This window comes from Peribacillus sp. NPDC006672 (assembly GCF_050274955.1).
Lineage (GTDB): Bacteria > Bacillota > Bacilli > Bacillales > DSM-1321 > Peribacillus.
Genome location: NZ_JBNNOR010000028.1, coordinates 1 through 13,005 on the forward strand (window position 1 = coordinate 1; position 13,005 = coordinate 13,005).

Genomic DNA, 13,005 nt, shown 5'->3' on the forward strand with positions numbered 1-13,005 from the left:
AGTACCTTGCGCTTCCTTAGTGGTTGGTCGATGTGTACCCCCACAGTGGACTTTCACCACCTAGATAGTTGCCATGCCTGGCACACAAGAAAAAGAGCTGCCATAGCAACTCTCTCTTATTTAAGTAAAGCACCTGTTAATTAAAGAGATAAACAGCATTCAGATTTTTGTAGTGGAAGTTAAGATGAAAAAAAGTGTGCCCAGTATGACACCGTAATAACAATGATAGTAGAAATAACAAACACTTTTTTCTGAATTTGCTTCCTCTTCTTTACTTTGATTTATTTTCTCTCTATATTTCATTTGTATCTTTTTCTTTCGCTGTTCCCGCATAGATTGTTGCTTTCTTGACAATCCTTACAGATTAATCACCAAATTATGGTATTGTTATATTCAATTATACATATTTAGGAGGGATACGAATGATTTTTGAAATGACTACACAGGTTCGGGTTTCCAACATTAAAGAGGGGCAAAAGTGGTATGAAACTCTGCTTAATAAAAAGCCTGATTTTAGTCCACACGAGGGATTTGCAGAATGGGAACTCATTCCTGGTTGTTGGTTACAAGTCGCCGAAGGAACTCTTACCGAGGGTAACGGACCATTACGTTTAGGAGTTACTAACATTGAAGCTGAAAGAAATAGACTTGTAGAAGAGCTAAAGATTGATAGTTTTGAAATACACTCAAGACCAGAAGTTCCAGTGAAATGGGGAACTTTCACAGACCCTTGGGGAAATCGACTCGGATTTTTTGAATACTTGGATAAGAGTGAAGAGCAAGAACGTATTAAAACAATCCCTTGGAACAACAATAGAAGTTTAAAAATCACTTTTTAGAAAGGGAACTTCAAGCAATTTGAAGTTCCCTTATCTTATGTGACAAAAACAACAATCTTTATGAAAACAGCGTTTTATTTTTATCATCTAACTTCATATTAGTAAGTAGACTCCTTAAATATTGAACCAAAATGCTTGAAGAACCTTCTTCATTGATTTATCTTCTTTTTGTCTTTGCTTTTTACAATAATTTCATAGGATTCCTTACCTAATATTGTCTATATTTTCTTGGATTTCAGAAATTCAACAATCATTGATTCGATTTCAGTTCCAAGAGCTTGGGCTTTTGGATCAGAACTTAAGATAGAGGTACTTATTATAAAGCTCAATGGTTCACCTTTATAACCTACCCCTGTAACTTTAAACTCTTTTTTTGACATAAGCCCTTCAACAATCGTAGATGTAACCCGATGGGTTTTCTTATATTCACTGTTACGCTAGTTACATTAATTTTATAACCTGTATATTTATTTCCATATTTTTGATTTTTTTTATTTTCACATTGATGATATGATCCTTTGTATAATTTCTGAATTAATCTTTGGAACAAGGTATATGAATTCCTTATTTTCATCTACAATTAAATTTTGATTTTCACCTTTCTTTTTTCGGAAACAAGGTATAACTAAAACTGATGATAAAATCAATAACCAAGATCAATGTCCATAATCTTAAAGTATTAAACAATGCCTGAGTCTGAGAAGGATTATTAATCGAAAAGATCATCACTGCTAAAAGAGGTCCTCCTATTAACCAAGAAACAAAATGCCGGAACCACCCTAAGCGCTCCTGTCTAGCATGTTCCCTTCCGAATTTTTTCTTTTTTATTGGTTTTTCACCATTTGCATATTTATAAGCGAAATGCGTATCCGCCCATTTGATTATCTGATGCCCAAACCCTACACTAACCCCTATATAAATGGCAGAAAGTCCATGTACGTTGGTGGCAATAGCCCCATTTTTTAAATCTAAAACAGTAGCAATGAGTAAAATGAGATCGACGATTGGCGTACAAATAAGCAACAATGTACCAAGTTTCTTTTTCTTTAAAATATATCTAACTAATAATCCTGCTAAAACAAACACCCAAAATCCAATCTCACAGAAAATAATTAACCAACCAATCAATTCAACACCCCTTTATTTAATACTACTGTACTAGATATTCACTCATTATACTAAACTGCCTCTTTAGTTCCATAAGACTTATTCTAGAGGTGACATATACTGTGACAATAAAAAAGACGGTTTTACCGTCTAATAGATTGCACTAGTTTTCTTAGTAAAAACAAAACTAATATTCCGAAAGAGAAGATGGAATTAATCCTGGAATACCTAAATTATTCAACAAATTCACGCCGCCCAATTAATATATCATCAACTAAATATTAGGTGTTTTAGTAAAAATAGTCAATAGACGCAATTCGAATAAGCTACGCTTCTAGAACTATCTCGCCCCTTTAGTCCCAAAAGAAAATCGACAACATCCGTTAACAGAGCTTTAAATTACATAAAGATAGAGCAGTAATATTCCCGCTCTTTATCCTTCTAGTGTCTCTGCGCTCCCTACTAATTCGTTACACTGTTCTTTCGTTTGGATCCATCAGCACCCTTGTCACCTTGATGGCCTTGTGGACCCGGAATACCTTCTCCCCCCGCTTTTGCCGCAATTATGGATTATCCGATGTTACCCGTGCAATTTCTTCAAGTGCTTAAACGATTTTTCCATCTTTACCAGTACTATCAGAAACACCTGCTTGAATGACCCCTTTCATTAAATGAAGGGCTGTTTCAATTATAAAAAAGGAAGGTATATTTTTTCCGCTATTTTCAACAAGAGTTTGCAAATGGTATGGATAATCTCAAGACGCTTCATCTACTTATATTGATGAAGATAATTGCATCGAATATGAAAGTGAACAAGAACTATTAAATAAAATTGAAGATGGAGTAAAATGATTAGCATATGGATCAAAAAAACCACGATTTTTACAAAAACCGTGGTTTTTTCGATATTTAAATTTCCTTGCGTTTGCAATTATTTTTCTTTTTTATAAAAGCGTTCACCCGTATCAGGATTATAATACACCCTTGTTTTTTCTCCAGTCACAGGGTCTATATTTATTTCATCTGTCGATTGAAATCCATCAGGAACTTTTACACCGTGATTACGTTTAAACCGTTTATCATAGATAAAGTATCCAAGTAAAATGCATAAGATAACTATAACAATTTGTAATATATAGTACCCTATGATGAATTTCATTATATTGCCTCCACAATAACGGCAGTTCCATATGCAACAATTTCACTCATATTTTTACCGATTTCTCCAGAATCATATCTCATCATTACAATTGCGTTTGCTCCCATTTGATTGGCATTTTTAATCATACGGTCCATAGCTTCTTTTCTTGAATCTTCAAGCATAGCTGTATATTGCTTGATTTCTCCGCCTACTAAGGACTTTAACCCTGCCATGATATCGCCGCCGATCCCTCTGCTTCTTACAATTAGACCAAAGGCGGGTCCTTTTACTTCTACAATTTTGTAACCTTCAATTTTTTCGGTGGTAACTACCAACACATTAATCGCCTCCAGCTTATTTACTTTAGTATTTTAAAACTTCACTTGATATTTTAAACAGAATAAATCCATTCGGAAACATCTTTAATAACTTGCTTATCTATTCGTTGTGCTACCTTATACTCTTTTTTTGCTTTTAGTATTTCTCCATAAACAGAGGGCATAAACAAATGATTTAAGTTTGGATAAAGTTTAAATGTTACATTTCGTGTATCACCCAATAATTTTTTGTAACCATCAAAATCTTTTTCTACTGATACTTGGAAATCTTTATCTCCTTGCAAAATTAATACTGGTTTATCCAATTCTTCGAGATAATTGGTAGATGGATGTTCACCCATTTCTTTTAAGTAGTAAGCCCTAACATATTTCCCCAAAACTTTAGTTGATTTTGCTTCTTCGTCACTTAGATTATAGATGTTGTTGAATTTGGATGATAATGCTGCTATTTGTTTTTTAGCAATCATTTTCAAAAATATATTCAATGAATTTAAAACATCGTTATTTTGGTTCATTATAATTTCTTCTAATTTGCGTGGCGAACCAGCCATAATTATGATTCCCGCGAAGTTTCCACCTTCTGCATCAATTCTTGGAGCCAACATACCTCCCATACTATGGCCTATAATAAAAATTTTGTTTCCATCAATACGTGAATCCTTTCGTAATAAGTTAGCTGCTAGGATAGCATCTTCAATTGTTTCTTCTTTAACTGATAATCCAGTATCGTTTCTCATTTCTTTGCCGTATACGAATGTTCTCTTGTCATAACGTAGCACTGCAATTCCTCTTTCCGCCAAGGCTTCAGCTAGGTCTTTAAAAAGATAATTATTTCCGATTTTTTCATCCATATTACTTGGACCTGAGCCGTGAACCAAAACAACCGCAGGAAGCAACCCATTAGTTTCATCAGGAATGGTCAACATTCCATTAAGTGGGTACTTTGTTCCAACACCTATGACGATTTTTTCATCTGTCATTCTGTTACCTCCATCATATACTAAATAATAATAATAATTATTATTATTTTTGCTACATATAATCCCTTTATTTTAAGGTAAATAAAAATAAACCATTTTAAAAAAATGATTGATCAAAATGGTTATTTACTTGTTAATTCGTAAAGCAATTTTATTTTTGTTATGGATATTATTTCCCAACACCCATATTCCTCCAAGCGTTTTTTGCAGTCTTCAACAGTTTAGGGGAATGTTCAATCTGTTTTTTATTAAACTTCTTTGGTCGACCTTCTCTAAAATTATCACGTAGCTTTGCTATAGCCTTCCCTTCTTGGGTTCTTTCTACAATCATATCCCTTACAAACTCTGCAAATGCATTCATTATACTAAAAACTATTCTTCCCGTTGGTGTATCTTCAGAATATACCTTTACTTCTTTTTCAAAAAACTCCCTTACTTCTTGAAATGCATTCACACAACTAAAGTGTCACCCAATTTTAACATAGAGAACAATTTTTGAATTCAGGACGATTAGCTTTTGTTCCTGTAAATTTTTCTGAATATACTATTTCGCAACCTTCTTTATTTAAAGCATATAATTGAGATTCCAAATCTTGTTTTATGGTACTAACACTACCCAAAATCCGATATCCAAGGTAGGGTATTCCATTAAAAGGCCAGTTTGTGGAGTATTTTAACAGGATTATAAAAAAAAGGAATTTTGAAGTCTTTTGGTAAAAATTAAATATTAAATCGATAAAAGATGGAGGTTGTTGTGATGTTGAAACTGTTTCTATATAACTGGCAAGTTCGTGATGATTGGTTTACATTGTGCGAAGACATACCGGATGAAGAACTATTAAAGAAACGGGTCGGTGGGTTCGGCAGTATCCTACACACCCTATTTCACATTGTAGATGTGGAATATATGTGGATCTTAGGTTTGCGAGGTGAACCAGTACCTGAGGAGCCATTGTTAGAGGATTATGCTAGCTTACAAAAAGTGAAAAATCTTTCAGCTCAATACCATGAGAAAGTGAAGCCATTTGTGACATCTTGGACAAATGAAATGGAATCTCGGAAACTTTCAGAAACTGATTTCAATGAAGAACCGATTAGCTCTAGAGACGCACCAATCAGGCGCCGAGTCATTGAATGTACACACGGAGAGATCATACGTCATGTCATTGTCCACGAAATTCACCATATTGGCCAGTTATCTATATGGGCACGTGAAATAGGAAAGGAGCCTGTTTCCGCAAATCTGAGGGGAAGAGGGCTATTCGATAATTAGACTGCCTTTGCCAATTTCACACACGGGCGCGATTGTGGAACAACCCATCAATTTAAACGGCTTTATTGTAACATCTATGGAGTGTTATTCAGCAATTGCACCAAAATTAAATAACTTTCATTTTTACACGTCCACATTTTCGGACGGTGTAATGTGTATTTTCAGCCTCAAAAATAAACAACTTTATTATCATTACACACTTCTAATTGAAGATCCGATAGTAAATTTAGTGATTATAGCATAAAAGAGGGATTTCGAGACTTTCTCGACAGCCTTTCAGCGATTATCATGGTTTCATTGGTTGGTTGCTTGTTTGTTCTTTCATTACTCCCACCAATGCTTCTTTTCACTAATTCCAACGTCCCACAGCTTAGCGTTCCCAGAGACGATAATTGTAATTTCATTTATCATGTCAAAGGGCCTTAAAAGAGGTTCTACTCCAAAATAATGTTCTTCACTAATTTGAATTACCGGTTGTCCATCTGCCTTTATAACGACCTCCCCCTTGAATTCTTCATTGTCTGGAATACCAAAATTGGCATAGAAAATTACATCTTTTTTGTTTCCCAAGATATAGGTGTACTCTTTGCCTTTGTCACCTTCACTAGTATACACGTTCATTTTAGGCTCTATTTTCTTGCCCATATTGAAACTTGGAAGGTCCTCAGTCATAGGCATACTTCCTGTAATTTCTTTCATCTCATCCAGAGCTAGAATAGGACCTTCTCTTTTTTCTAAAGCAAAATTGATGGTTTCAGAGATCAACATTACTCCAATTAGAAGTACACAAATAGATAGAGCTGAAACAATGAGCTTTTTATAAGACATTTTTGAAGAAAATCCAACCCTATATGCGAAAAATCCTATCGTAGCTCCTAATGTATTGGAAATCACATCATCTACATCAAAACTACCCAGATAGGTTAAAGGCTGTATAGTTTCCAGAATGAGGATTGACAAGACAAACAAAGAGATGAATTTCCTAAAACTCACACGATACAACAGAGGAATAAGTATTCCAAAAGGGATAAACGCAGCAATATTTCCTAAATCGTATAACCATGAAAAAGCTAGTCTAGGGAATGAAAGTGGGACTAGTTCTGGAACAAACATAAATGTGTATCCATATTCACTATAATCTAATCTATTATCTAATCTATTAAAAGCAAAGAATAGAAAATATAAAATTAAAATTGTATAAAAAATAGTTCCTACTAAGATGAGTTTCCTTAATTTTATTTCCATAATGTCTCCTTTGATTAATCATATATTTATCCATTATTATTCTTTTACTAACAACGATGAACAAATCCTAAGTATTGACGGTTGTAAAGATAGTTAAGTTTCAAGGAAATCAATATTTTATATGAAGGTTTCGTGAAGTAGAGACTTTGTGTAGAAACGGATCAAAAGATTCGAATAAGCCTTATCTGATACGGATGTTCTTTTCTAATAGATTTAAGTTTCAATTCTATAAAAAAGTTTGATTATTTTCTGCCTTTAATCTTCCATAATCGGAATAACGCTATATTATTTTCATCATAAAAAGACTATTTAGACAAGGCGAAACAAAGCGGAAAAGCTTCGCAACTTTTTTATACACGTGCTATTTTATTTTAAACATCGCCTCTTTTTTACAAACATCGTGACTTTGTTTTAAATCTACAACTGACACAAACTGTGTGAAAGATTATAGGTTCTCTATAACGTAACAAATGAAGATTTTAATAAGACAATATGTAATACTGTTGATTTTCATTGTCCCTGTAACGCCTCCTAAGATACTGCCTTCTTCATCATTCAAGATAAAGCAAACATTCTTGACTGGATGTTTTGCAGCGACAGGGAAAGTAAATTTAGCTAATTTCCCGTATGTATTACCAATAACACCTGTCAAATGGTCACTAAATTTCGATTTAGTACTTAGGCTTTTCCAATCCTTCTTCATTTATAATCGCTTCTAACGAAAGCCCTCGGGGTATTGTAGGATCTACGTTTTCACTAAACGTTTCACCGCAATGTGTATTTGTGACAGTAAAATAGAAGCTGTAGTACTCGTAGTCATCCATTTGTATGCCATCCGTGCCTCCAATATTTATGCAAGTATCGTCAATCTTTTCTTTATGTCCTTCTGAATCAATATAAAAATATTGATTATTGATAATTCCTTCTCTCTCAGGAAGGGGGCTGAGTGTGTACCCTTTTTCATTAATTCGATAAACATCATAGTCTTCACTTTTTTCAGGACTTGGAGCATCCTTGACATTGTACACCACTCTAACTTCACCCTCATACCCTTTTGGAATGAGATAAGATTCATTTGTATGCTTTTCAAACAATGGACCCGAGACTAACATTGACCCAAATAAAGCTAAAGAGAATAAGATAACGGTAGATAGTGTATTAGTTACTATCATCTTTTTAGCTGGCTTTAGCCCCCTGTTATGTTTTCTCATTCTCTGCCATTCTTCTGAAAGGAAGAAGAGCAAAGAGCAGATAACTGCAAAGATTCCGAGTTCTCCTAAAAGTATGAAGGATAGAAATCCAAACACCGAATAGATCAACGAGGCGAAAATGAAACGATTCTTTCCGATCTTTTTTGTGGCAAAATCCGATAAAAACGAAACGGGTATCCCGTAAACAACATTTCCTATGAAAGCATATATCATTACGATTATAGAAAAGCTCGCCGAACCTGTTCGGAGTTCCAACAGGAGAAAGAACCCTCCAAGAATAATGCTGACAAGTAAGACAGATTTAAGCTTTGTACTGAACATATCATTCATTTTTATTCCCCTTTGTTTTTCATCACTACCATTCGTACACAAAGCCTTAATCAAAGCCCCTTTTAACAATTTATAACGGGATTAATTCATATTCCCATTTGTGAAAACACTCAGTTAGCATATAGTACCCTCTCTCCTCATTTCGGTTGATTGACCCACATTGTTCTCTACTTTCCATTACCGAAATGGGATTTTTCTGTGACTGTTTACAACGGGTCAATATAGGTATTACCTCTATCTATCATTTTTTAGCTTTCTCATCGTATTTAGATGTTAAGTCATAGATAATAACACCTCTAGGTTTATCACTTGGATCGGGCAAGGTACTTTCAACATTAACAGAAACCTCCACCTTACCTTCCTTTCCCTCATTAAACTCTTAGATAATTGTTCTAACTTTTTCTTTTGTGAATAGTTGCTTTCCGGTGGATCATTAGTGCATCCCATCAGAACCATAACGACGAAAACGATGAAGGATATTATTATACGCATCTAAAACATCCACTTTTTCTATACTTACTTTTCTACAGATGATAGTCGTTTTAGGCATTATCTTTATTAGTCATAAGAAAAAGAGCTGCCACAGCAACCCCTGATTTGATGCAAAGCACCCGTTAGCTTATTAATATATTTTTTTATTGCTTGTCATCAGGTTCTTCCGTATTACCCATTATTTTTTGATTCTTACTAATATGATTAGCTATATATAAAAGTAAACCAAAACCCCCGCCAACAAGTACCTTAAAACCTGAACCAACAGCTACCCACTCCAAGGCGTAAAAAACTATCACGCCGAGAAGAACATATGAAAAAGCTGAATCATCTTAATCAAATCCAACCTTATCCTCTATTTAACAATTCTATTTCAATTATCCAAATCATTATCAAGAAAAGACTTTTTATCTTCTCCCGCTCCATACTTCTTTTCAAGAACTTGACCAATTATTGAACTGTTAATACCTTTCCTTACTGCCGTTTCGATAACTAAATATAGAAAAAACAACCCCAAAATAGAATAAAAAATAAATATAATAGCCTCCACCAAACTCCCCCAAACAAGCAATCCATTATTTTCTTCATTTTACCATAAAATCCACGATTATTTGTTGAAGTAACTTGCCCGGTAGTTCATAAGAAACTCCACCCCCCCTTTATATAGCCAAACAATAAAAAAAAGAAGATCACATTCTGAATTGTGCCCCATTTTACGGACAGTATAAAAAAGTGCCTATGAGGCTAATAGGTGGTCCCGGTATTGTACCGGGGCCATTTTCTTTAGGTCTCCATTGATAACGACACTGATTTTATTCTTCAATAATTCGATCAACTTCTTCCTTAACATCCGTTAAATTAGTACATGTTTTATATTCTGCTAGATCTTTAAAGTGGCCAAATAACTTTCCATCGGCGCATTACCCCAACAGTTTCCCTTACGGGAAATGGATTGGGTTAGCCCAAGTTCTTTCACTTTGTTTTGAAATAGCGGATGGGTGTAATGGAATCCTTGGTCAGAATGCAGGATTGCACTCGGATGGAACTCGTGATTCACAGCCTGCCTTAGCCATCTTTCGATACGGATTGGCCCTTCTGATTTTTGCGAAGAGATGATATTTTGCCAACAACCGTCTGATTTTCTTATGATTCATGACGGCCGAATAATCATTTTCCATAACCATCTTGATCTGGAGGGCGCCTACTTTTTCCTTTTTACTGAGGAATATATTTTTAATTAATTCTATGTCCAAATCATCCTGTTCCTCAAGAAGCTGTCGAGAACCATTTTTGCACCTTGTTAATTAAGTCGTAACCATAAAATGCAACTACAAAACAGATAGCCCCGATAACGAACATCCGTTTTTTTACACCACTCAATGCTAATTCTATCACTTATTCTATAAAATCGTTCGTAAATGTATTTGCAAAACAAAGAACGTCCGTAAATGTTTTTAAACTTTTAGGGACGTTAAATAACATCATTTTCAAATAAAAATACCCCGTTCGTAAAAGTGTACTTTTACGAACAGATAAAATAACAATCTGCTTATTCCGCTAGGAATATATGCATTTTATTCTCTTTTATTTTATCTTTGCACCAGAACCATTCATAAGAAATCGTTAAGAACTTATTTTTATTGTAACCCCGTTATTTGCTCCCCTGCTTATTTAACTCCTACATTAATTAACTTTTCTTCTATAGTATTTTTTATTTTTTGTTCCCTTTTCATTTCATTGTAAAAGTAATAGCCCACATACATGAAGCAAATCATAGGTACTAGAAATGCATGTTGTATAGATCCTAACACATCAGATACTATACCTTGTACCGCGGGTACTACGGCACCTCCTACAATAGCCATAACCAAGATAGCACCAGCCATTTCGGTATATTTTTTTTCTTCTACTACTTCTAGTGTTTCTCCATAAATAGTTGCCCAACATGGACCAAAAATCATACTAACGGCTATAGTTGCATATACTGCCATCATATTCGATGCAACTACAATATAAGCAAGCAAACATGTACCAATAATAGAATATATAAATAATACTTTTTTTGGAGAAAAGCGCGTCATTAAAAAATTAGCAATAAGCTTCCCAATAAAAAAAGCAATAAAGCTATAAATCATAAAATTTGAAGCACTACGTTCATTAATATCATCGTTAAGAACTAGTGCTAGCCTAATAGTAAATGACCAAACTGAAACTTGCATTCCTACATATAAAAACTGAGCAATGATTCCCTTACGAAATCGTGCATTCCCCACTAAATATCTTAAAGTTTCCAGTATACCCGGAGTTGAAGCTTTATTTGATGACTGTGCATCTTTTTGAGCCTTACATGAAGGATATTTGGTTATAAGGAAAATAACTAGAACACCAATAAGTATAAAAATTATATATTTGTATGGTTGTAGAGTATGCTGCAACATCTCCAAACTAAAAGCATGCGCCTGTTCTGGACTCATTTTTGCAAGCTGTTTATCAAGGCTTTCTCCCTCTTGAAATATTAAATATTTACCTAATAAAATACCTACTACAGAACCTATTGGGGTAAATGTTTGGCTAATATTTAGACGAAGAGTAGCATATTCTCGAGGGCCCATCATCGAACTATATGTATTAGCTGATGTTTCAAGAAACCCCAATCCAATAGCGATTGCAAAGATTGCACATAAGAACATCATGTAAGTAGCCATATGAGAAGCTGGGAAAAATAAAGAGCAGCCAATAATATAAAATATTAATCCCGTTATAACAGCAATTTTATAACTAGTTTTTTTAATAACTAATGAAGCTGGAATAGCTATCAAAAAATATCCACCATAAAATGCACTTTGTACTAAAGCAGTGGCAAAGTCGCTTAGTGCAAACACGCTTTTAAACTGAGCAATTAAAATATCATTTAAACTAGCTGCTGCACCCCAGAGTGGAAAGAGTATAGATAATAGTATAAATTGGAAAATAGGAGTTTTCTTAAGATATCCATCAGGCATTTGAGTTAAATTTTTGTTTTTCATCTCAATACCCTCCTTATTATAAATTTATATTTTTTTTGTGAGATTCTTATATAGCCTGCCTTTTATAGATCTCTGTTGTTTAACTTCAAAATTAAAAAGGGTGATAATATAGTCAGAAAAATATATTCCTATTTATTCCAAATTATTTTCATATGATAGTTAATTATATTTTTTAGCTAAAATTGTCCACACTATTATTTAAACTTTTGAATATATTGAAAATTGTTATATGAATACTCTGTCAATTTTAAATTATGTCTTATCTTAATTAAGTAATCTTGCTGCTTTCTTATCTAAAATAACAGTCAAATTAGCATGTAATTGTAAGAGAGAAGATGGACAGTGAGTTGTGATATTTTCATTAAAAGTTTTTCTAACGGCATCTGCTTTCTCATCTCCACTAGCAATAAAGATAATGTGTTTTGCTCTTAAAATACTCCCAACTCCCATTGCTACTGCTTGTTTAGGCACTTCATTTATATTTAAAAAGAAACGAGAATTATCTTTTATGGTCTCGTCAGTTAAATTAGCAATATGGGTATTTGAATGTAAGAATTGATTTGGTTCATTAAAGCCAATATGTCCATTTCCACCAACGCCTAGTATTTGAACATCTATACCATTTACTTCAAGTATCTTTTTATCATATTCTTTTAAAACTTGCTTTTCATCTTTAAAAATGCCAGGTGGAATATGAACATTTTGCTTTTGAATATTCACCTTGGATAAAAAGTTATCCCACGTATAACGCGTATAACCTTGAGGATGTTTTGGTTCTAAACCGATATATTCATCCAAATTGAAGGTTGTTATTTTGCTGAAATCCAGGTTTTCGTTTTCATGCAATTTTATTAGTTCCTGATATGTTCCTAATGGTGTTCCACCAGTTGATAATCCTAAAACTAATGCTGGGTTTTCTTTAATAAATTTTGCTGTTTCTTGAGCAGCTAAATAACTCATTTCTTCATAATTTTCTGTAACAATCAATCGCATTGTAAAGACACTTCCTTTTTTAACTTACAT

At 33.8% G+C, this 13,005-nt stretch carries 13 protein-coding genes and 2 pseudogenes; 2 read left to right on the top strand and 13 right to left on the bottom strand.

Annotated features, from left to right (window positions below; all coding sequences use genetic code 11):
- Positions 1-422: 422 nt before the first annotated feature.
- On the top strand, positions 423-839 hold the full coding sequence (locus tag ACQKKK_RS24910) for a VOC family protein (RefSeq protein ID WP_427619810.1): 417 nt from the start codon (positions 423-425) through the stop codon (positions 837-839).
- 218 nt (positions 840-1,057) lie between these two features.
- On the opposite strand, the pseudogene ACQKKK_RS24915 reads toward ACQKKK_RS24910, so the two are convergent.
- The 6 genes and pseudogenes from ACQKKK_RS24915 to ACQKKK_RS24940 form a co-directional block, all read right to left on the bottom strand.
- A pseudogene (locus tag ACQKKK_RS24915) lies at positions 1,058-1,246 on the bottom strand (hypothetical protein); the annotation flags it as partial.
- 187 nt (positions 1,247-1,433) lie between these two features.
- The gene (locus ACQKKK_RS24920) at positions 1,434-1,967 is read right to left on the bottom strand and encodes a hypothetical protein (protein ID WP_427619811.1); all 534 of its coding nucleotides are present in this window, start codon (positions 1,965-1,967) and stop codon (positions 1,434-1,436) included.
- Between the two features lie 910 nt (positions 1,968-2,877).
- Positions 2,878-3,105 carry a hypothetical protein gene (locus ACQKKK_RS24925; protein ID WP_214786810.1) on the bottom strand — a complete coding sequence of 76 codons (228 nt, stop codon included), beginning with the start codon at positions 3,103-3,105 and terminating at the stop codon, positions 2,878-2,880.
- Positions 3,105-3,425 (bottom strand): YbjQ family protein, encoded by a 321-nt coding sequence (locus tag ACQKKK_RS24930; RefSeq protein WP_098373447.1) that lies wholly within the window; start codon positions 3,423-3,425, stop codon positions 3,105-3,107. Before ACQKKK_RS24930 ends, ACQKKK_RS24925 begins: the two co-directional genes overlap by 1 nt.
- 53 nt (positions 3,426-3,478) lie before the next feature.
- Positions 3,479-4,405 carry an alpha/beta hydrolase family protein gene (locus ACQKKK_RS24935; RefSeq protein ID WP_427619812.1) on the bottom strand — a complete coding sequence of 309 codons (927 nt, stop codon included), beginning with the start codon at positions 4,403-4,405 and terminating at the stop codon, positions 3,479-3,481.
- 169 nt (positions 4,406-4,574) lie between these two features.
- Positions 4,575-5,028: pseudogene (locus ACQKKK_RS24940) on the bottom strand (recombinase family protein).
- 134 nt (positions 5,029-5,162) lie between these two features.
- On the opposite strand from ACQKKK_RS24940, the gene ACQKKK_RS24945 reads away from it, so the two are divergent.
- Complete coding sequence (locus ACQKKK_RS24945) at positions 5,163-5,678, top strand: DinB family protein (RefSeq protein ID WP_427619813.1); 516 nt, start codon at positions 5,163-5,165, stop codon at positions 5,676-5,678.
- Positions 5,679-6,002: 324 nt separating this feature from the next.
- Here the strand turns inward: ACQKKK_RS24945 and ACQKKK_RS24950 are convergent, their stop codons facing one another.
- The 7 genes from ACQKKK_RS24950 to nagB form a co-directional block, all read right to left on the bottom strand.
- Positions 6,003-6,923, bottom strand: a complete 921-nt coding sequence (locus tag ACQKKK_RS24950; RefSeq protein WP_427619814.1) for a VanZ family protein — start codon at positions 6,921-6,923, stop codon at positions 6,003-6,005.
- 445 nt (positions 6,924-7,368) lie between these two features.
- Entirely contained in the window at positions 7,369-7,626 is a 258-nt protein-coding gene (locus ACQKKK_RS24955) for a hypothetical protein (RefSeq protein WP_427619815.1), read from the bottom strand.
- Positions 7,595-8,464 carry a DUF6843 domain-containing protein gene (locus tag ACQKKK_RS24960; RefSeq protein ID WP_427619816.1) on the bottom strand — a complete coding sequence of 290 codons (870 nt, stop codon included), beginning with the start codon at positions 8,462-8,464 and terminating at the stop codon, positions 7,595-7,597. Before ACQKKK_RS24960 ends, ACQKKK_RS24955 begins: the two co-directional genes overlap by 32 nt.
- Before the next feature lie 865 nt (positions 8,465-9,329).
- Positions 9,330-9,506: a hypothetical protein gene (locus tag ACQKKK_RS24965; protein ID WP_427619817.1), complete on the bottom strand. Its 177-nt coding sequence runs from the start codon at positions 9,504-9,506 to the stop codon at positions 9,330-9,332.
- Positions 9,507-9,972: 466 nt separating this feature from the next.
- Positions 9,973-10,209 (bottom strand): transposase, encoded by a 237-nt coding sequence (locus ACQKKK_RS24970; protein ID WP_427619818.1) that lies wholly within the window; start codon positions 10,207-10,209, stop codon positions 9,973-9,975.
- 414 nt (positions 10,210-10,623) lie between these two features.
- The gene (fucP, locus tag ACQKKK_RS24975; protein WP_427619819.1) at positions 10,624-11,982 is read right to left on the bottom strand and encodes an L-fucose:H+ symporter permease; all 1,359 of its coding nucleotides are present in this window, start codon (positions 11,980-11,982) and stop codon (positions 10,624-10,626) included.
- 264 nt (positions 11,983-12,246) lie between these two features.
- Positions 12,247-12,975, bottom strand: a complete 729-nt coding sequence (gene nagB, locus ACQKKK_RS24980) for a glucosamine-6-phosphate deaminase (RefSeq protein ID WP_427619820.1) — start codon at positions 12,973-12,975, stop codon at positions 12,247-12,249.
- Positions 12,976-13,005: the final 30 nt, after the last annotated feature.